Source organism: Haemophilus sp. HMSC071C11, from assembly GCF_001837655.1.
Classification (GTDB): Bacteria; Pseudomonadota; Gammaproteobacteria; order Enterobacterales; family Pasteurellaceae; genus Haemophilus; species Haemophilus influenzae.
Map to the genome: position 1 here is coordinate 22,324 of NZ_KV833418.1, position 20,307 is coordinate 42,630.

Genomic DNA, 20,307 nt, shown 5'->3' on the forward strand with positions numbered 1-20,307 from the left:
AGGAAAGTATCCTAATTCGTTATGTCGTGCTATCTTCCCCATAAGTTGGGGAAGACAATAGGGGCGTTTAAATTTTGCAAGCACCACCAGCACAGCCGTCATCAAGATCTTCTTGAACATCTTCGGCACCGTCGCGGGTATTTTGATAGTAAAGGGTTTTTAAACCGTATTTGTAAGCGGTTAAAAGATCTTTTAACAACACTTTCATTGGTACTTTGCCGTCTTCAAAACGTTTTGGATCATAGTTTGTGTTTGCAGAGATCGCTTGATCCACGAATTTTTGCATAATACCGACTAAGTGTAAGTAGCCGTCATTACTTGGAATATCCCAAAGTAATTCATAGTTATCCATTAAATTTTCATATTCAGGTACAACTTGTTTTAAGATACCATCTTTTGATGCTTTAATACTTACGTGTCCACGCGGTGGCTCAATACCATTAGTCGCATTGGAAATCTGCGATGATGTTTCTGATGGCATTAAGGCAGTTAATGTTGAGTTACGTAAACCAAATTCTTGAATATCTTTACGTAAACTTTCCCAATCATAATGTAGAGGCTCTTGTGTTAAGGCATCTAAATCTTTCTTATAGGTATCAATCGGTAAAATGCCTTTTGCATAAGTGGTTTCATTGAAGTATTCACACGCACCTTGCTCTTTTGCTAAGTTCATAGAGGCTTTCAATAAATAATATTGAATGGCTTCAAAAGTGCGGTGTGTTAAATCGTTGGCTGAACCATCAGAATAGCGAACACCATTTTTCGCAAGGTAATACGCATAGTTAATGACCCCAATACCGAGTGAACGGCGTGCAAGTGAGCTACGTTTTGCTGCCACAACAGGGTAATCTTGATAGTCTAATAAGGCATCAAGAGAACGAACAGCAAGATCCGCAAGTTCTTCTAATTCATCTAAGTTTTCAATTTTACCTAAGTTAAAAGCGGAAAGTGTACAAAGTGCAATTTCCCCATTTTCATCGTTAATGTGCTGAAGCGGTTTAGTTGGTAATGCAATTTCTAAGCATAAGTTAGATTGACGAACTGGTGCAACTTGTGGATCAAACGGAGAGTGGGTATTACAGTGATCCACGTTTTGAATGTAAATTCGACCCGTTGATGCCCGTTCTTGCATTAATAAAGAAAAGATTTCAACTGCTTTAACAGTACGCTTACGGATAGTTGGATCTTGTTCGTATTTTACGTAAAGTTCTTCAAATTTATCTTGATCCGCAAAGAATGCTTCATAAAGTCCAGGTACATCTGATGGACTAAATAAAGTAATCTCGCCACCTTTAATTAAACGTTGATACATTAATTTGTTTAACTGGACGCCATAATCCATATGACGAACACGGTTGTCTTCTACACCACGGTTATTTTTTAATACGAGCAAGTTTTCTGCTTCTAAGTGCCAAATTGGGTAATAAAGTGTTGCAGCACCGCCACGAACGCCACCTTGTGAGCAAGATTTAACTGCAGTTTGGAAATATTTATAGAATGGAATACAACCTGTATGGAATGCTTCTCCACCACGAATTTCGCTACCTAATGCACGAATAGCCCCTGCATTAATACCAATCCCTGCACGTTGTGAAACATATTTTACAATAGCTGATGCTGTTGCATTGATTGAATCTAAACTGTCATCACATTCAATTAATACGCAAGAGCTGAACTGACGAGTTGGTGTACGCACACCCGCCATAATTGGTGTAGGTAAGGAAATTTTGAAAGTCGATGTGGCATCGTAGAAACGTTTTACATAATCCAAACGTGTTTCTTTTGGATATTTAGAGAATAGACTTGCGGAAACCAGCAAATATAAGAATTGTGCAGACTCGTAGATTTCTCCAGTCACACGGTTTTGTACTAAATATTTACCCTCCAATTGCTTCACTGCAGCATAAGAAAACGTCATATCACGCCAATGATCGATGAAGCCGTCCATTGCGTCCCATTCTTCACGAGTATAATCATCTAATAACGCTTGATCATATTTTTCCATACGTACTAGTTTTTTGACGTGATCGTATAAACGAGGGGGATCGAAATGACCATAGGCTTTTTTACGTAAATGGAAAATCGCTAAACGAGCAGCTAAATATTGATAATCTGGCGAATCTTTGCTGATTAAATCTGCGGCTGCTTTAATAATGGTTTCGTGGATGTCTGAAGTGCGAATGCCTTCATAAAATTGAATATGTGAACGAAGTTCTACTTGAGAAACAGAAACATTGTCTAGTCCTTCAGCAGCCCACGTAATCACACGATGGATTTTATCAAGATTGATTTGTTCTTGCGTACCGTCACGCTTTGTAACCATTAAACTTTTATTCATTGTATTAGCCTTCTTGTTGTTATTTAAAACAGGATTTAAAACACAAGATATAGTGTTTTTATGAAAACGATGCACAAGATAATGTGTTTGAGAAAAGATCGCAAGTAATAAATTTTTTGATTTGATTCTTGACAATAGATAACTTATTTAAAAATAAACGGTTTTTGTGAGAATAAAAATTAAAATTTTTTATTTAGAAAAATAAGAAAAAGTGCGGTAAAAATTTGTTGAATTTTTCACCGCACTTTGAAGGATTAGTCTAGGTATTTGAATACTTTAATTACTTTTTTCACGCCGCTGATTTTGCTGGCAATGTCGGCTGCCGCATTGGCTTGAGATTGTGTGACGTTACCCAGTAAAAATACTTCTCCATTTTCACTAATCACTTTGACATCTGTGGCTTTAACTCGACCATCAACGAACATCTTAGATTTGACTTGCGTTGTGAGCCAACTATCTTTACTGATTTGTGCAAAAGAGATTTTTGGGCTAACAGTTAGTTCATTATAAACTTCATTGACACCTTCAACACCCTTTGCAAGAGCTGTGGCAGTGTCTTTTACATCACTATTAGGAACTTGACCTATTAAAAGTACTCGGCCATTGTAAGACACTGCATTTACACGACCTTCAGCCTTAATTTGGGCATCTTTTTCTACAGCATTTTCTACTTTAAATTCGAGGGTTTCATCATCAATTTGTGTCCCTGTCGTTCGGGGATCGGTAGCTACTTTAGCTGCTACAGCACCACCTCCAATCACAGCTGCAACACAGCCTTGTAGAAAAATAGTCGCTCCAAGCAGGATAGCGAGTTTTTTTAACGGGGATAATGTCATAATTAACTCCTTTTTAGATTAAATTACTATTAGTTTGAAAGTGATTTATTTTCCTGTCAAGCACTTGGGAATAAAGTCTGATCAACCAATTCACAAAGTGCATTAATCACAAAAAGATGGTTCTCTAAGATACGACTTTCTTTGGTGGCTGGGATTGATATTTCTAGATCCTTATCTGCTAAAATTCCTTGAATGGCATCGTTGTTAGAGCCAGTTAGCACAATAACATTAACTTCTTTGCTGACAGCATGAGAAATAATATTTAGCACGATTTTTTCTGTCCCCAAAGGTGCAAAAGCAATAAGTAAGTCGCCCGATTTTGCAATGGCATTAAATTGATGACAATACAATTCTTCAGGCGGTTGTTCAAAAACAAGTGAAGAACCCACTGCACTTTCTAAGCTCAATAACACAGACGGGAAGCTTGGTCTAACTAAATCATATCGATTAAGTAAGTTTGAGACGAGAAACTGTGCATTGGCATAAGAACGCGACACGCCACAGGCGATAACCTTATTACCGCCTAATAAACATTGCATTACCATTTGTGTGGCATTGGTAATATTTTCAGAAAGCATGCTAGATGCTGCAATTTGAATTTGAATACTTTCGCTATAAATATCTTTTACTTTTTGTAACATTATAAAAAGCCATTAATCGAGAAAATTAGGAATCCATTGAATATCTTGAGGTGTTTTGCCAAAAGCGATTAAATCAAAGCGGCAATTAGCATCTTCTAAGCTCATATTTTGTTTTGCAAGCCATAAATTTGCGGCATCTAACCATTTTTGTTGTTTTCGCCAATCTACGCTTTCTATAGCAGAACCATAGGCGGAATGACTTCGTTGGCGAACTTCAACAAAGACGATAGTTTCTTTGTCATTCATTATTAGATCAAGTTCACCACATTTGAAATTTTGATTAGCCGCAATAAATGTTAAGCCTTTTGATTCTAAAAAAAGGCGAGCTTGATGCTCAAAGCTCGCCCCTTGCTGACGTTTTAAAGAAAACATTAGTTTGCAACTGGTACAATTGCACCATCTTGATATTGATACCAAGTCATATCGCGTTCAACATTACAGTTGGTATCAGCACTTAAAATCCCTGTTAAGCCACTCAAGCGATAGCCTGGCACTTGGCGTAATTCATTAAATTGATTAATGAGCAACCACGCATCTGCACCCATTGCATATAAACGCATCAATTGATATTCACCCCCCGTGGATTTTGCTAACTTCTGATATTGTGGAGAATTGGTATCTTTAAAAAATGGAATATCACTAAACTGTACACCGTTCATCTGTGCGATGAAGTCGGTATTAGTGTTTGTCGCACTTGCGCTTGCTCGAGAACTGGCATAAATCGCTAAATTAGGTACGATATTTGTTAAATAACCTTTCATTTCTGCCAGTTCAGTTGGACTTGCTACGGCATAAAGTGCGGTTGTATTTGAGTTATTTTCTTGAACGAAATAGGTCACATCCGCAGGCAAATTGTAGTAACGGATATTCGCATCAGTACCTGCTAATTGCTGCCAACGTACATTAAAGGCATTGCCTACGCGTTGTCCTAAATCATTTTGCGGCATTGCGACAAGTGGATTACGCACGCCATCGTTCCACATTTTATTGGCGGCAGATTCAGCTTCATCTTCTGGAGAAAGTCCGTAATAACAAAGTTGAGGAATCGCACGAGAATGTGGTGTGGCATTTAATGCAAGCACATCCATACCTTGAATTTGAGCAGGATCCGCTAAAATCACATCAAGATTTTGTTTTAGTAATGGGCCGACTAAGGTTTTAATCCCCGCTTGTTTTGCTTGCGCAATGATATCTTGGACAGAATTCATTGAGGTATCAAACACTTGCACTGGAATGGTTGAGTTACCTTTCGCGTCGTTAAAACCCGATTGAATGGTTGTACCAAGAATTTGTCCATCTCCACTTAATGGCAAGAGTAAACCAATTTGTGACACATTCGTTTGTTGGAAATTAAGCAATGTAAGCAATTCTTTTGGGAACAACGTTGCGGCTGCATGATTTGGATAAGCATTTTTCCAACTTTGTAAGGCTTGGCTTAATTGTACAGGCTGACGAATATAATCGTTGTAGGCTTTGATTAATGTTAGCCAACCGCCTAAAGCTGCATTACCTTCATCAGAGGCATTATTAATAACGCCAGTATTCGCTGAACGCAATAAAGCCCAAGTTTTATCAATATTATCTTGACGACGTTGTACATCTGTTAAATTCTTATCCATTTCTATCCGCGCTTTTACCGCTTCAATCATGTCTTTACGGTTTTCGGCAACAATAGCTAAGGTTTCGTAATAACGAGATTTTTGTGACGGGCTTAGTTTATTTAAATCCAATGCACGTAATTGATTTTGTGCGACTTCATTGGCATTTTTTGCGGCAGAAATTCTCGCTTCAATTAATGCACGATCTAATTTTTGCGCATCATTTAATTCGCCTAATTCCCTCAATAACGCTGCCGATTGTTCAACCTTATTTTCACGGATTAACACTCGAGCCGCGAGCAATTTATAGGTTTGTTGATCTTCAAGTTCTTGCGTTTGCCCTAATTTGTTTATATAAAATTCAGAACTTGCATTTGCATCTTTTTGTAAGGTTTGCGTGAAATTGCTACCAAGTAGATTTGAACAGCCAGCTAAAGCCATTGACAATAAAATTGGCATTAAACGTTTTTTAAAACGTTCGCCTTGTAATAGAATAGACATCTTTGCTCCATCATAAACAGACAATAGTTGTAGCAAATCTTACTTATCTCATAACTTAAAAGCAAACAAAAATGACTGATTTAACCGGAATTTTATACATTGTTGCCACGCCCATTGGCAATTTACAAGATATTACCCAACGTGCTTTAGAGACTTTTGCTCAAGTGGATTTAATTGCAGCAGAAGATACTCGCCATAGTGGACTTTTATTGATCCATTACGGCATTAAGAAGCCATTTTTTGCTTTGCACGATCATAACGAACAAGAAAAAGCGCATATTTTGGTGGAAAAGCTCAAGCAGGGGAGTAATATTGCCTTGATTTCTGATGCGGGGACGCCATTAATCAGTGACCCTGGTTTTCATTTAGTACGCCAATGCCGTGAAGCTGGCATTCGAGTTGTGCCTTTGCCAGGAGCTTGTGCGGCAATTACCGCTCTTTGTGCATCGGGGATTGCTTCTGATAGATTTTGTTTTGAAGGCTTTTTACCTGCGAAAAGTAAAGCACGCAAAGATAAATTAGAAAATATCGCAGAAGAAGACCGCACTTTGATTTTTTATGAATCCACTCACCGTATTTTAGATACACTAGAAGATATGCAAGCGGTGCTAGGGGAAGGACGCTATATTGTGTTAGCCCGTGAAATGACTAAAACTTGGGAAACGATTACAGGGAATACGATTAAAAATTTACGCGAATGGCTTTTAGAAGATCCCAATCGTACAAAAGGCGAGATGGTTTTGATTGTGGAAGGCAAACCAAAGTCTGACAATAACGATGAAATTTCGCCGCAAGCGGTAAAGGCACTTGAGTTAATTGCAGAAGAATTGCCACTTAAAAAAGCAGCAGCTATAGTTGCTGAGTTGTATGGTTATAAGAAGAATGCTTTGTATCAATTTGGATTAGCGCATTTGGAAAAATAACCTCAAAATCAACCGCACTTTATTAATCCGATTTTAATCTGTGCTGTTGTATTAAACGGATACAAGCACTCACAAGATATTTACTTTAGACTGGAAAAAATATGTTAAACCAAGTTTCAAATACATTACTGACACCAAGTAATCTTTCAACTCAAACATTACTCAATATTTTTGACATTATGTCGCATCGCAATATTGATTATGCCGATCTGTATTTTCAACTTAGCCAAGATGAAAGTTGGGTATTAGAAGACGGCATTATAAAAGAAGGCGGTTTTCATATTGATCGTGGCGTTGGTGTGCGGGCTGTTTCTGGTGAGAAAACGGGGTTTGCTTATGCGGATCAAATTAATCTTGCTTCTTTGCAGCAATGTGCGGAGGCGGTAAAGGGAATTGCACAAGTCAAACAGGGGAATTTGATTTCGCTATCCGCTTTTAATGTTGTAAATCCTATTGCTCGTTATGCGGCGATTAATCCCTTGGAAAGTTTGACTAAAGAGAAAAAAATTGAGCTATTACATTTGGTTGATCGTACAGCACGCGCAGAAGATCATCGTGTAACCAAGGTTTCAGCAAGCCTCAGTTCTGTTTATGAAGAAGTATTAATTATGGCGACAGATGGCACATTAGCCGCAGATATTCGTCCTTTAGTTCGCTTATCTATTTCTGTGTTAGTAGAGGAAAATGGAAAACGTGAACGAGGAAGTTGTGGTTCTGGTGGGCGTTTCGGTTTAGATTGGTTCTTTGAAGTTGTTGATGGCGATATTAGAGCAGTACTTTTTGCTAAAGAAGCGGTTCGTCAAGCCTTAGTAAACCTTAGTGCAGTTGCAGCACCCGCAGGATTGATGCCTGTTGTGTTAGGTGCGGGTTGGCCGGGCGTATTGCTACACGAAGCGGTAGGTCACGGTTTAGAAGGCGATTTTAACCGTAAAGAAAGTTCACTTTTTACAGGCAAGATTGGTGAGCAAGTGACTTCACCGTTATGTACGATTGTGGATGATGGCACGATTGAAAATCGTCGAGGTTCACTAACTATTGATGATGAAGGTGTGCCAAGCCAGTGCAATGTACTCATCAAAGACGGGATTTTGCAAGGTTACATGCAAGATAAAATGAATGCCCGTTTGATGGGCGTTGCTCCAACGGGAAATGGACGACGTGAGTCTTATGCCCATTTACCAATGCCTAGAATGACTAACACCTATATGCTTGCTGGACAAAGTCAGTTTGATGATTTGATTGCTTCTGTAAAACAGGGGATTTATGCACCGCACTTTGGTGGAGGGCAAGTGGATATTACCTCTGGTAAATTTGTATTTTCTACTTCAGAAGCCTATTTAATTGAAAAAGGAAAAATCACGAAACCAGTTAAGGGCGCAACTTTAATTGGCAGTGGCATTGAAGTGATGCAAAAGATTTCTATGGTTGCAGATAAATCAGAACTTGATTTAGGTATCGGGGTTTGTGGTAAAGAGGGGCAAAGTGTACCTGTTGGCGTAGGACAGCCAGCACTAAAAATTGATGAAATTACTGTTGGTGGAACAAATTAAGTCATTGTGTAAAAGATCACAAAAATTCCATTAGAATTGGATTTTTACTGGCAATTTTATTCAAATTTTGATAGCCGCTGCGAAATTTTATTTCTTTTAATTATTTGAAATTATGTTGAAAAGAATTTTAGTTATTATTGGTTTAGCTGTATTAGCAACCGCTTGTTCTAATGCACCACGAACGGTAAGTCATCAGGTTATTTCAGAAAATGATGATATTCAATTAACTGGTTTAATTAATAATTTAGAAAAAGATAATCGAACAGGCATTTTTCACAAAGTGAGAACAAACCGTTCCTCTGCTTTGATGGGCGATAAGGCTCTAGCCAGTGTTTATAATGAATGGGTTGGCACTCGCTATCGTATGGGCGGTACGACTAAACGTGGTATTGATTGTTCAGCATTTATGCAAACTACTTTTTCTGAAGTTTTTGGTATTGAATTGCCTCGTTCTACGGCTGAACAGCGTCATTTAGGTAGAAAAATTAATAAATCAGAACTTAAAAAAGGCGATTTAGTTTTCTTCCGTAAAAATAATCACGTTGGTGTTTATATTGGTAATAACCAATTTATGCACGCAAGTACAGGGCAAGGCGTGACAATAAGTTCCCTTGATGAAAAATATTGGGCTAGAACCTACACTCAATCGCGTCGTATTATGTAATGAAGAAGAAAACCGAACATTAAGTTCGGTTTTTTTGATCAGTTTATTGATAAATGATCTGACCCCAAAAAGTTAGACTTATTTAGCTCAAGGACTGAGTTCTGTCATTTACAGGACTCAGTCTTTAGCCTCTTCTGAATACGCTCATGGAGCTTTTTTTCCAGTTATTAAAACATCTAAAGAAGCTTTCCATTCTACTGTTATCTAAACAATTTCCCTTCACATACTTTGAATGCCATTCTCCCTGAGTATGTGTTGATAATCTATCATCTGATATTGCCAACCTTGGTCGGAATGTAAATTTTAAAAAATTTATCTTTATTCAAACAAACCATGCCTAATTATCTTACTCAATTATCAAAAGATAATATGAAAGAAACAGAAAATACTGTTCATAAAATTAAAAGAGTAGCAGCATAGGTAGGGTTAAATCATTTATGTAAATTAGCGGATACTTTAGAAAGTGCGGCTAAAAATTCTGATGTTTTTTTATTGTGCTTAAAATTCACTTCAAAAACTACCTCATCCCAATTCCTAATTGATGGTCGACTTTGCTTTTTCCTCGCCAGCTTTTTGATAACCAAGCCAATCCCGAATGTTGTTGTAAGTCGAGTGATAATTTTGAATATTACGTTCGTTTGGCATATCAATAGGTTGTATTTCAGTAAAAGTTTCGTTTGTTAAATAATATTTTTCTTTATCTTTAAAGGTTTCAACGGATTTTGCATTGCTGATATTGAGTGATTGAAATACCCATACAGCACTGAACCTATCATAAAGAGAGAATTTTCTTTATATGCAGAGCAATTCCAAAAAAACACCGATTAAAGCCTAAAATGTCCTTATCCAAATGGGAATTATTCTGTTATAGTACTACTAATTCTTATAACAAGAGGATAATAAAATGTCTGTTCAACAACTCATTTCACGACTGACCGATATTGTTGGATCTCGTTATATTATTACTGATCCAACTAAAACAGAAGCTTATCGAAGTGGTTATCGATTTGGAACAGGAAACGCCCTAGCTGTTGTTCGCCCTGCCACTCTACTTGAGTTTTGGAACATTGTAAAAGTTTGCGTTGAACATGATGTTATTGTTATAAACCAAGCGGCGAATACAGGTTTAACTGGTGGCTCTACACCAGATGGCAATGATTATGATCGCGATATTGTCGTCATCAATACAATGCGAATTGACGGAATCCAACTCATCAATAACGCTTCCCAAGTTATTTGCTTACCAGGCTCTACACTCAATGAATTAGAAAATCAACTTAAACCGTTTGGTCGTGAACCCCACTCTGTTATTGGCTCATCTTGCATTGGCGCATCAGTTATTGGTGGGATTTGTAACAACTCAGGTGGAGCATTAGTTCAACGTGGACCAGCCTATACAGAAATGGCACTTTACGCTCAACTTAATGAAAAAGGTGAATTAGAACTAAAAAATCATTTAGGCATTGATTTAGGAGAAACTCCTGAAGAAATTTTAACTAATCTACAAGAAAAACGTTATCAGGTTAAAGATATTCGACAAGATTGCGGACATGGTCACGACCATTACTACTGCAACTATGTTCGTCAAGTTGATGAAGGCTCCCCTGCTCGTTTTAATGCCGACCCAGCTCGCCACTATGAAGCCTCAGGCTGTGCAGGAAAACTTGCTGTCTTTGCGGTTCGTTTAGACACCTTTCCGCTTGAAAAAGAGACGGCTGTTTTCTATATCGGCACCAATCAAACTTCTGTGTTGAGCGATATTCGTCGCCACATGTTAGTAAACTTCGAAGTGCTACCCATTTCAGGTGAATATATCCATCGTGATGCATTTGACATCGCAGCAAAATATGGCAAAGATACCTTTTGGGTCATTAAAAAGTTTGGTACACATTGGCTACCAAAACTCTTTTCCTTAAAATCAAACGTGGATCGCATCGGCAAAAAATTCTTCTTTTTACCACAACATTTAAGCGATAAACTTATGCAAACTGTGTCTAAATTCATCCCAGAACATCTTCCACAAAGCTTATGGGATTATCGCAACAAATACGAGCATCACTTAATTATCAAAATGGGTGGAAAAGGCATTCAAGAAGCCCGTGAATATTTGGAATCCTACATTGCAGATGGCTCAAAAGGTGGCTATTTTGAATGTAATGCAATCGAAACCCAAGCAGCAATGCTTCATCGTTTCGCTGTTGCAAGTGCTGCAATTCGTTATCGTGCAATTCACGAAAAAGAAGTAGAAGAAATAGTTGCTTTAGATGTTGCATTACGTCGCAATGATCAAGATTGGTTTGAAGTGTTACCGCCAGAAATTGATAACAGAATTATCTCTAAACTTTACTACGGACATTTTATGTGCCATGTCTTTCACCAAGATTACATTGTAAAAAAAGGTTATGATTATGAAGAACTAGAATACGAAATGTTGAAATTACTTGACAAGCGTGGTGTGCAATACCCAGCCGAACACAATGTAGGGCATTTATACGAGGCTAAACCAACCTTGAGAAAATTCTATAAAGAGTTGGATCCAACCAATAGCTTTAATCCAGGTATTGGTAAAACGACGAGGAAAAAATACTGGGCGGAATAAACCTCTAAAATGCAAACAAGATGTCAAATGTGACCGCTTGTTTATTATTTCCTCTTCTTAGATAGAGCCAACTCATCAAAATAAGGTCAGCAAATTATCTGATGTTTACCGCAAAATTATTTGACTTATTCCAGTCTACACTTGTACAGTAATTGTTGGTTACTAAATGTGACATTGTAAAGTGATTGATTTGTCGTGGATTGGCAATGAGCACGAAAAAGGCTGCTTGATATAATATTTTGGCAATCGTAAGATCCAAGCCGTCGGTGCTTTCATAGATGATTCAGTCCGCATTGAAACCTTGTAAATACTCAATGGTGTGTAATGTCTTTAGGATTGTTGATTTTGGTTCGTTTTGGGGAAAGCCCAATTACGAAGTGGCGTTTGCTCTCGTCAATACAACAAGAAATTTTGTTTTTGTTCAACCTTATCCTACCTTGCATTCGGTTTTAAGTCTAGTAACTGTTCGGTTTTTTGATGAAAATTATCTGCTCTCATTGCTACAATATGGTTTGTTTCCTAGGGAGGGCAGATATGCAGATAATGGTTTATGCTACTTTACATATATCGATAAAGTACTTATGCAAACTCAAGTTATTTGTTAATTCAGGATGAAATGATGTTACCAGCATATTCTTTTCTTGGGCTGCAACGATTTTATTATTTACCGTTGCAAGAATATTGACTTTTTTACCAACACTACTGATGATAGGTCCTCTGATAAAAGTCATAGGAATTTTACCAACCCCTTTGCAATCTGCTTCTGTATAGAAACTTCCCAATTGGCGTCCATAGGCATTCCTCTCAACCACAATGTCCATTGTTCCAAAATGACTCTCTTTCTGAGAAGTAATCTCTTTAGCCAACAGAATCAAACCAGCACAAGTTCCAAAGACAGGAAAGCCAGAAGAGATAGCTTGTTTTATCGGTTCCAGCATATACAGCTCTCTTAAAAGTTTTCCTATGGCGGTGGACTCACCGCCAGGTAGAATCAAACCTGATAAATCACTGTAATGTTGTTGAAAATTTTTTAAATTTCTCAGTTCGACACTTTCAATTCCTAATTTTTCTAGCATTCGTGCATGTTCCGCAAAGGCACCTTGTAGAGCTAATATTCCGATTTTCATTTATTTTCCTCGCTCAGCCATGAGAATTTGGATTTCATTTTCATTGATACCAACCATGGCTTCACCTAAATCTTCGGAGATTTGTGCTAGGATTTGTGGATTTCGATAGTTAGTTACAGCTTTGACAATAGCGCTAGCACGTTTTATAGGATCTCCTGACTTAAAAATACCTGAACCAACAAAGACACCCTCTGCGCCAAGTTGCATCATCAAGGCCGCATCTGCTGGAGTTGCAATTCCTCCAGCTGCGAAGTTGACAACTGGCAATTTCCCATGCTTATGGACGTATTGAACCAATTCTACAGGAACTTGTAAATCTTTGGCCGCAACATAGAGCTCGTCCTCACGTAAATTTTGAATGCGACGAATTTCTTGACTCATCATGCGCATATGGCGAACAGCTTGGACGATATCTCCTGTTCCTGGTTCTCCTTTTGTACGAATCATTGAAGCCCCTTCAGCGATACGACGCAAGGCCTCGCCCAAATCCTTGGCACCACATACAAAAGGTACTTGGAATTCTTTCTTGTCCACATGGAAACGGTTGTCAGCTGGAGAAAGCACTTCACTCTCATCGATATAGTCAATTTCAATAGCTTCCAAAATCTGAGCCTCAACGAAATGTCCAATTCTAACTTTTGCCATAACTGGAATGCTAACTGCTCCTTGGATTTCCTTGATCATCTTAGGATCGCTCATTCGAGAGACACCTCCAACAGCACGAATATCTGCAGGAATTCGTTCCAAAGCCATCACTGCAGCTGCACCAGCAGCTTCTGCAATGCGAGCTTGTTCAGGGTTTTGAACATCCATGATAACACCACCTTTGAGCATCTGTGCTAAGTTTTTATTTAGTTCATAACGATTTTCAGCCATTTCTTTGTCCTCATTATTTGGTTATTTATATTGATAGCTACGTTTTTTATTGTAATGTAGAAAAGTCTTTAGAACAAGTTTGAAAAAATGCGTATATATTAAAAGGCATAATGTCTAGTGTGCTTAATTTCAGTTTTTTGTATAAACGAAGTGTAGAACGTCAGAAGGATTGTCCAATTTAATAATAGAAAAAAGAGCTACTTTAGCTGAAAGAATTTCGTCCTTAAGTGCCACAATAGTTATTAAAAAAACCTTGAAATGTTTTTAAAAACCTTTTTCTATGTGGTTAGATTTTCTGAAATTTAAGAAAAAGCTTGAAAGGGAGTTTACGCTTTCCTAGAGCTTGTGAAATTAACTTTATTAGATAAGCCATACAAAACATGGAAGCTAGTAATAATCTCTAGGATGGTAATGAGGGGAAATTGTCTCTATAATGCGCAAAATTTTGATAATGAAAGGATAATTTGTATGGGAATGATTATTACTGTTGATGGGCCTAGTGGTGCTGGGAAAGGGACGCTTTGTTACGCGTTGGCTGAAAAGTTGGGCTATGCACTGTTGGATAGTGGGGCGATTTATCGCGTTACTGCATTGGCAGCGTTGCAACGTAAAACTGATCTAACAAATGAAACAGATTTAGCAGAATTAGCACGTCATTTAGATATTCAATTTATTCCTCAAAATGGCGAGGTAAACATTTTGCTTGCAGGAATGGATGTGAGCCGTTTAATTCGCACGCAAGAAGTGGCAGATGCTGCGTCAAAAGTAGCAGTTTTTCAAAAAGTGCGGTCAGCTTTATTACAACTTCAGCAAGATTTTGCGAAAAATGATGGATTAATTGCGGATGGTAGAGATATGGGAACAGTTGTATTCCCAAATGCACAAGTAAAATTATTTTTAGATGCAAGTGCTGAAGAACGTGCAAAAAGACGCTATAAACAGTTGCAAAATAAAGGAATAAATGGTAACTTTGCACAGATTTTAGCCGAGATAAAAGAGCGTGATCTTCGTGATAGAAATCGTGAAGTTGCGCCGCTAAAACCAGCGGATGATGCTTTATTATTGGATAGCACAGCCTTGAGTATCAATGAAGTGATCGATCAGGCGTTGTCTTATATTCAAGAAAAGGTATCAGTTTAGATTTAACTGTTTGTTCAAGGAAGAATAAGCATTTATCCTCAACCCCGCATTTTATGGATTTTAATGTGGATGTTATTAACTTAAATTAAGAAGATTATTTATATGTCAGAATCTTTTGCTCAACTTTTTGAAGAATCATTAAAAGGCCTTGAAACTCGTCAAGGTTCAATCGTTAGCGGTACTGTAGTAGCTATCCAAAAAGGCTTTGTGCTTGTTGATGCAGGTTTAAAATCTGAGTCTGCAATTCCAGTTGCTGAATTTTTAAATGCACAAGGCGAACTTGAAATCCAAGTTGGCGATACTGTAAATGTTGCTTTAGATGCAGTTGAAGATGGTTTCGGCGAAACTAAACTTTCTCGTGAGAAAGCTGTTCGTCACGAATCTTGGATTGAATTAGAAAAAGCTTACGAAGAAAAAGCGACCGTTATCGGTTTAATCAACGGCAAAGTGAAAGGTGGCTTCACAGTTGAGTTAAACGGTGTTCGTGCATTCTTACCAGGTTCTTTAGTTGATACTCGTCCAGCGCGTGAAGCAGATCACTTACTTGGTAAAGAATTAGAATTCAAAGTAATCAAATTAGATCAAAAACGTAACAACGTTGTTGTTTCTCGTCGTGCAGTAATTGAATCTGAAAACAGCCAAGAACGTGAACAAGTATTAGAAAATCTTGTTGAAGGTTCAGAAGTTAAAGGTATCGTTAAAAACTTAACTGAGTACGGTGCATTCGTTGATCTTGGTGGTGTTGATGGTTTATTACACATCACAGATATGGCTTGGAAACGTGTTAAACACCCAAGTGAAATCGTAAATGTTGGCGATGAAGTAACTGTTAAAGTATTAAAATTCGATAAAGATCGTACTCGCGTATCTTTAGGCTTAAAACAATTAGGTCAAGATCCTTGGGCTGCAATTGCTGAAAATCATCCAGTAAACAGCAAATTAACAGGTAAAGTAACTAACTTAACTGACTATGGCTGTTTCGTTGAAATCTTAGATGGCGTTGAAGGTTTAGTTCACGTTTCTGAAATGGATTGGACTAATAAAAATATCCACCCATCTAAAGTGGTTAGCTTAGGCGATACTGTAGAAGTAATGGTATTAGAAATTGATGAAGAACGTCGTCGTATTTCTTTAGGCTTAAAACAATGTAAAGCTAACCCTTGGACTCAATTTGCTGATACTCACAACAAAGGCGATAAAGTAACGGGTAAAATCAAGTCTATCACTGATTTCGGTATCTTCATCGGTCTTGAAGGTGGTATCGATGGTTTAGTTCACTTATCTGATATTTCTTGGAGTATTTCAGGCGAAGAAGCTGTTCGTCAATACAAAAAAGGTGACGAAGTGTCAGCTGTTGTATTAGCTGTTGATGCAGTAAAAGAACGTATCTCTTTAGGTATTAAACAACTTGAAGAAGATCCATTCAATAACTTTGTTGCAATCAACAAAAAAGGTGCGGTAGTATCTGCAACTGTTGTTGAAGCAGATGCTAAAGGTGCTAAAGTTGAATTAGCAGGTGGTGTTGAAGGTTATATCCGTTCTGCTGATTTAACAAGTGAAGTAGCTATTGGCGATGTGGTTGAAGCGAAATACACTGGAGTAGATCGTAAATCTCGCATTGTTCACTTATCAGTGAAAGCAAAAGATCAAGCTGAAGAAGCTGCGGCAGTTGCAAGTGTAAATAACAAACAAGAAGATATTGTTATTCCAAATGCAATGGCTGAAGCATTTAAAGCAGCTAAAGGTGAATAATTAATTCACGTAATAAGGCTGGGCTGATGTCCAGCCTTATTTGTTAGGAGTTATTGCTAATATATTTGTGTAATTTATTATCAATAGATCTTAATTTAAATAATATTAAGGAAGTATAGAGGATGACTAAGTCAGAACTTATGGAAAAATTGTCAGCAAAACAGCCAACTTTATCTGCAAAAGAAATTGAAAATATGGTAAAAGATATTTTAGAGTTTATTTCTCAATCTCTTGAAAATGGTGATCGTGTTGAAGTTCGAGGTTTTGGTAGCTTTTCTTTACATCATCGGCAACCACGTTTGGGAAGAAATCCGAAAACAGGCGATTCAGTAAACTTATCAGCTAAGTCTGTTCCATATTTTAAAGCGGGTAAAGAATTAAAAGCTAGAGTGGATGTTCAGGCTTAATTGATTAAAATTTAATTAAAATATTTTTGATTAAAAAGTTTATTTTGGGTTACAAATATTTTAAAGGAAATGAAATGATTAAATATATTTTAGGCATTGTGATCTTTATTGCGATTGTGTTAGTTGCAATTACCATTGGTGCGAATAACGATCAGATTATTACATTTAATTATATTGTGGCAGAAAGTCAGTTTCAGCTTTCAAGCCTCGTTGCAATTTTATTTGGGTTAGGTTTAATTCTTGGTTGGTTAATTACTGCTTTTTTCTATATTAAGTTAAAATTAAAAAATATGGCACTAGCTCGTCAAGTGAAACGTCAGACTTTACAAATCAATGAATTGACGACTACGCGCGATAAGGTCGCTTAATGATAGAATTACTCTTTCTATTATTGCCTATTGCTGCTGCCTATGGCTGGTATATGGGGCGGCGTAGTGCGAAGAAAGATCAAGATGACATAAGTAATAAACTCTCCCGAGATTATGTTACGGGAGTGAATTTTTTACTTTCTAATCAAACTGATAAAGCTGTAGATTTGTTTTTAGATATGTTGCAAAAGCAAGAAATCGAAAATGAAATCGAAAGCCACTCCCAATTTGAAGCCGAGCTTACACTTGGTAATCTGTTTCGTTCTCGAGGCGAAGTTGATCGTGCATTGCGTATTCATCAAGCTTTAGATCTTAGTCCTAATTATACTTTTGAACAAAAATTACTTGCAAAACAACAGCTTGCTCGAGATTTTATGGTGGTTGGTTTTTTTGACCGAGCTGAGAATCTTTATATTTTACTAGTAGATGAACCTGAATTTGCAGAAAATGCTTTACAGCAACTTTTAGTGATTTATCAAAAAACAAAAGAATGGAAAAAAGCAGTCAATATTGCTGAAAAACTCGCTAAAATAAAGCCACAAGAGAATAATATTGAACTTGCGCAATGTTATTGTGAATATTCACAAAGTTTAGAACCTGAAAGTGCGGTTGAAAAACGCAGTGTTTTACAAAAGGCTTTGTCGGTTTCTCCGACTTGTGTTCGCGCTTCTTTATTGCTTGCAAATTTAGCAATGCTTGATGGTCAATATCAACAAGCAGTAGAAATTTTAGAAAATGTTTTGGAGCAAAATCCAGATTATACGGGTGAAATTTTGTCACCTTTAAAACATTGTTATGAAGAATTAAATCAGTTAGATAATTTTGAGTTATTTTTAATTCGTGCAGGTCAAATTATTAATAATGATGAAGTAGAACTAGCTCTAGTCAAATTAATTGAAGAAAAAGATGGTAAGTCTGCTGCGCAAGCTAAGCTTTATCAACAACTTACAAAAAATCCAAGTACTTTAATTTTCCATCGTTTTATGCAGTATCAAATTGATGATGCAGAAGACGGGCGGGGAAAAGAAAGCTTAATTTTATTACATAAAATGGTTGGCGAAAGGATTAAGCAAACATCGCCTTATCGTTGTACAAATTGTGGTTATCAAATTCATAAGCTATTGTGGAATTGCCCATCTTGCCGTCAATGGGAAAGTATTAAACCGGTTTCAAATCAAGAACATAATTAATTGATACTCAGTGAGGTAACATTATGACAAGCAAAATTATTGTGGCATTGGATTATGAGAAAGAAGCAGAGGCTCTTGCTTTAGTTGATCAAATTGATCCAAGTTTGTGTCGATTAAAAGTGGGTAAAGAAATGTTTACTACACTTGGTATTAATTTTGTAAAACAATTACATCAACGTAACTTTGATGTTTTTTTGGATCTTAAATATCACGATATTCCAAATACGGTAGCAAGAGCAGTTCGTTCTGCTGCTGATTTAGGCGTATGGATGGTGGATTTACACGCAAGTGGTGGTTTGCGTATGATGGAAGAGGCGAAGAAAATTCTTGAACCTTATGGGAAAGATGCACCATTGCTTATTGCCGTGACGGTATTAACCAGTATGGAAGATTTGGATTTATTACAAATTGGGATTAATGCATCGCCAATGGAACAAGTTTTACGCTTAGCTCATTTAACCCAACGGGCGGGTTTAGATGGTGTAGTCTGTTCCCCTCAAGAAGTTGAAATTTTACGTAATACTTGTGGTAAAGAGTTTAAATTAGTTACACCGGGGATTCGTCCAATAGGAACTGATTTTGGTGATCAACGACGTGTGATGACGCCTACTGCAGCAATTCGTGCAGGTTCAGATTATTTAGTTATTGGACGCCCTATAACTCAAGCGGATAATCCTGCGGAGGTTCTCCGTTCTATTAATGTATCTATTGGGTAATCATAAATGTCAGATTTTGTTTTAGTGTATTCTACAGATGTGGGGCGAATTAAAGAGGAAAAGGCTTCTGTAGTTCGCCCAAAAGGAGACGGTGTTGTACGTATCCAAAAACAAACAAGTGGTAGGAAAGGTGCTGGCGTATCGGTTATAACTGGTTTAGATTTATCTGACGAGGATTTGAAAAAATTAGCTGCAGAATTAAAGAAACGTTGTGGATGTGGCGGATCAGTTAAAAATGGTATTATTGAAATTCAAGGGGAAAAACGAGATTTGCTCAAGCAATTATTAGAGCAAAAAGGGTTTAAAGTTAAATTATCAGGTGGATGATTAAAAAGGCACATTAGTGCCTTTTTTGTTATAGATTTAAAATTTCTTTGACGAAAGGAATTGTGAGATTTCGTTGTGCTTGCAATGATGCTTTATCTAGTAGATCAAGTGCTTCAAATAAAGTATGCATATCTCGTGCTAGTCGTGTAATTAAAAAATTTGCAGTTTCGTCAGATAATTGGAATCCTCGTTGGTAAGCTGTATGCTGTAGTACTTCGACTTTTTGTTCATCTGTTAATGAATTTAATTGATAAATTTCGCCCCAAGTCAAGCGAGAGTTTAAATCAGGTAATTTTACAGAAAGTGCGGAAGGCGATTTATCTGCACTAATTAGTAACAGCGTTTTTCCGCTTGCTTTAATTCGATTGAATAGATCAAAAATAGCTAATTCCCATTCATCATTTCCTATGACGCTTTGTAAATCATCTAAGCATACCAATTCTTGCTGTTCTAAATTTTCAAGAACTGCGGTAGAAAAATATTGAGATTTGCTAAGGGGTACATAAATAGCAGTACGTTGATTGATTAAATATTCGTTACTGAATGCTCTAAGTAAATGGGTTTTACCAGAGCCTTTATCTCCCCAAATGTAGAAAAACGGTTGTTTTAAATCAGATGAATTTTTGCGTAAAGAATCAAGCAATAAAAGATTATTATCGCCGTAAAAGTTTTCTAATGTGGCATCATTAATTTGATGAATGGGTAAGGGAAGCTGTTTATTCAAATGTTTATGTAGTACAGATTAAGTAAGAAA

General features: G+C 37.1%; 20 protein-coding genes and 2 pseudogenes. 12 read left to right on the forward strand and 10 right to left on the reverse strand.

Features of this window, described 5'->3' with window-relative positions; all coding sequences use genetic code 11:
• Window positions 1-67: 67 nt before the first annotated feature.
• From nrdA to HMPREF2644_RS05330, 5 genes are all read right to left on the reverse strand, one after another.
• On the reverse strand, window positions 68-2,338 hold the full coding sequence (gene nrdA, locus HMPREF2644_RS05310; protein WP_005659686.1) for a class 1a ribonucleoside-diphosphate reductase subunit alpha: 2,271 nt from the start codon (window positions 2,336-2,338) through the stop codon (window positions 68-70).
• A gap of 254 nt (window positions 2,339-2,592) precedes the next feature.
• Window positions 2,593-3,174, reverse strand: a complete 582-nt coding sequence (gene dolP, locus HMPREF2644_RS05315) for a division/outer membrane stress-associated lipid-binding lipoprotein (RefSeq protein WP_005657657.1) — start codon at window positions 3,172-3,174, stop codon at window positions 2,593-2,595.
• Between the two features lie 56 nt (window positions 3,175-3,230).
• Window positions 3,231-3,815 (reverse strand): D-sedoheptulose-7-phosphate isomerase, encoded by a 585-nt coding sequence (locus HMPREF2644_RS05320; protein ID WP_005657655.1) that lies wholly within the window; start codon window positions 3,813-3,815, stop codon window positions 3,231-3,233.
• Window positions 3,816-3,827: 12 nt separating this feature from the next.
• Window positions 3,828-4,187, reverse strand: a complete 360-nt coding sequence (locus HMPREF2644_RS05325; protein WP_005654204.1) for a YraN family protein — start codon at window positions 4,185-4,187, stop codon at window positions 3,828-3,830.
• On the reverse strand, window positions 4,187-5,914 hold the full coding sequence (locus HMPREF2644_RS05330; protein ID WP_005657651.1) for a penicillin-binding protein activator: 1,728 nt from the start codon (window positions 5,912-5,914) through the stop codon (window positions 4,187-4,189). Before HMPREF2644_RS05330 ends, HMPREF2644_RS05325 begins: the two co-directional genes overlap by 1 nt.
• Window positions 5,915-5,985: 71 nt before the next feature.
• Here HMPREF2644_RS05330 and rsmI point away from each other — a divergent pair, with 71 nt between their 5' ends.
• The 3 genes from rsmI to HMPREF2644_RS05345 all read left to right on the forward strand — a co-directional run bounded on the left by rsmI (window position 5,986) and on the right by HMPREF2644_RS05345 (window position 9,051).
• On the forward strand, window positions 5,986-6,837 hold the full coding sequence (gene rsmI, locus HMPREF2644_RS05335; protein ID WP_005657649.1) for a 16S rRNA (cytidine(1402)-2'-O)-methyltransferase: 852 nt from the start codon (window positions 5,986-5,988) through the stop codon (window positions 6,835-6,837).
• Window positions 6,838-6,938: 101 nt separating this feature from the next.
• Window positions 6,939-8,387: a metalloprotease TldD gene (gene tldD / locus HMPREF2644_RS05340; RefSeq protein WP_011272722.1), complete on the forward strand. Its 1,449-nt coding sequence runs from the start codon at window positions 6,939-6,941 to the stop codon at window positions 8,385-8,387.
• A 112-nt stretch (window positions 8,388-8,499) separates the two neighbouring features.
• Window positions 8,500-9,051, forward strand: coding sequence for an NlpC/P60 family protein (locus tag HMPREF2644_RS05345; protein ID WP_005659678.1), 552 nt, complete (start codon window positions 8,500-8,502; stop codon window positions 9,049-9,051).
• 82 nt (window positions 9,052-9,133) lie between these two features.
• Here HMPREF2644_RS05345 and HMPREF2644_RS09340 read toward each other — a convergent pair.
• Window positions 9,134-9,351: pseudogene (locus tag HMPREF2644_RS09340) on the reverse strand (IS3 family transposase); the annotation flags it as partial.
• Between HMPREF2644_RS09340 and HMPREF2644_RS09380 the strand changes: the two are divergent.
• Window positions 9,352-9,540, forward strand: a pseudogene (locus tag HMPREF2644_RS09380) (Hpt domain-containing protein); the annotation flags it as partial.
• Window positions 9,541-9,585: 45 nt separating this feature from the next.
• Here HMPREF2644_RS09380 and HMPREF2644_RS09385 read toward each other — a convergent pair.
• Window positions 9,586-9,786 carry a type I restriction endonuclease subunit R, EcoR124 family gene (locus HMPREF2644_RS09385; protein WP_219335594.1) on the reverse strand — a complete coding sequence of 67 codons (201 nt, stop codon included), beginning with the start codon at window positions 9,784-9,786 and terminating at the stop codon, window positions 9,586-9,588.
• Window positions 9,787-9,955: 169 nt separating this feature from the next.
• Between HMPREF2644_RS09385 and dld the strand changes: the two genes are divergently transcribed.
• A complete protein-coding gene (dld, locus tag HMPREF2644_RS05355) occupies window positions 9,956-11,650 on the forward strand; it encodes a D-lactate dehydrogenase (protein WP_038441045.1) in 1,695 nt (564 codons plus the stop codon).
• A 548-nt stretch (window positions 11,651-12,198) separates the two neighbouring features.
• On the opposite strand, the gene pdxT is transcribed toward dld, so the two are convergent.
• Both pdxT and pdxS read right to left on the reverse strand, forming a co-directional pair.
• Window positions 12,199-12,777, reverse strand: a complete 579-nt coding sequence (pdxT, locus tag HMPREF2644_RS05360; protein ID WP_005687358.1) for a pyridoxal 5'-phosphate synthase glutaminase subunit PdxT — start codon at window positions 12,775-12,777, stop codon at window positions 12,199-12,201.
• Window positions 12,778-13,653: a pyridoxal 5'-phosphate synthase lyase subunit PdxS gene (gene pdxS, locus HMPREF2644_RS05365; protein WP_005654219.1), complete on the reverse strand. Its 876-nt coding sequence runs from the start codon at window positions 13,651-13,653 to the stop codon at window positions 12,778-12,780. It abuts the gene before it with no gap.
• A 468-nt stretch (window positions 13,654-14,121) separates the two neighbouring features.
• Between pdxS and cmk the strand changes: the two genes are divergently transcribed.
• From cmk to yciH, 7 genes are all read left to right on the forward strand, one after another.
• A complete protein-coding gene (gene cmk / locus HMPREF2644_RS05370; RefSeq protein ID WP_038441048.1) occupies window positions 14,122-14,793 on the forward strand; it encodes a (d)CMP kinase in 672 nt (223 codons plus the stop codon).
• A gap of 102 nt (window positions 14,794-14,895) precedes the next feature.
• The gene (gene rpsA / locus HMPREF2644_RS05375; RefSeq protein WP_011272719.1) at window positions 14,896-16,545 is read left to right on the forward strand and encodes a 30S ribosomal protein S1; all 1,650 of its coding nucleotides are present in this window, start codon (window positions 14,896-14,898) and stop codon (window positions 16,543-16,545) included.
• A 122-nt stretch (window positions 16,546-16,667) separates the two neighbouring features.
• Window positions 16,668-16,952 (forward strand): integration host factor subunit beta, encoded by a 285-nt coding sequence (locus tag HMPREF2644_RS05380; protein ID WP_011272718.1) that lies wholly within the window; start codon window positions 16,668-16,670, stop codon window positions 16,950-16,952.
• Window positions 16,953-17,026: 74 nt separating this feature from the next.
• Window positions 17,027-17,320, forward strand: a complete 294-nt coding sequence (locus HMPREF2644_RS05385; protein ID WP_005652934.1) for a LapA family protein — start codon at window positions 17,027-17,029, stop codon at window positions 17,318-17,320.
• Window positions 17,320-18,510 (forward strand): lipopolysaccharide assembly protein LapB, encoded by a 1,191-nt coding sequence (lapB, locus tag HMPREF2644_RS05390; RefSeq protein WP_005652936.1) that lies wholly within the window; start codon window positions 17,320-17,322, stop codon window positions 18,508-18,510. Before HMPREF2644_RS05385 ends, lapB begins: the two co-directional genes overlap by 1 nt.
• Window positions 18,511-18,533: 23 nt before the next feature.
• Window positions 18,534-19,226 (forward strand): orotidine-5'-phosphate decarboxylase, encoded by a 693-nt coding sequence (gene pyrF / locus HMPREF2644_RS05395; protein ID WP_005657628.1) that lies wholly within the window; start codon window positions 18,534-18,536, stop codon window positions 19,224-19,226.
• A gap of 6 nt (window positions 19,227-19,232) precedes the next feature.
• The gene (gene yciH / locus HMPREF2644_RS05400; RefSeq protein ID WP_038441050.1) at window positions 19,233-19,553 is read left to right on the forward strand and encodes a stress response translation initiation inhibitor YciH; all 321 of its coding nucleotides are present in this window, start codon (window positions 19,233-19,235) and stop codon (window positions 19,551-19,553) included.
• Between the two features lie 28 nt (window positions 19,554-19,581).
• On the opposite strand, the gene hda is transcribed toward yciH, so the two are convergent.
• The gene (gene hda, locus HMPREF2644_RS05405; RefSeq protein WP_011272716.1) at window positions 19,582-20,277 is read right to left on the reverse strand and encodes a DnaA regulatory inactivator Hda; all 696 of its coding nucleotides are present in this window, start codon (window positions 20,275-20,277) and stop codon (window positions 19,582-19,584) included.
• Window positions 20,278-20,307 lie beyond the last annotated feature (30 nt).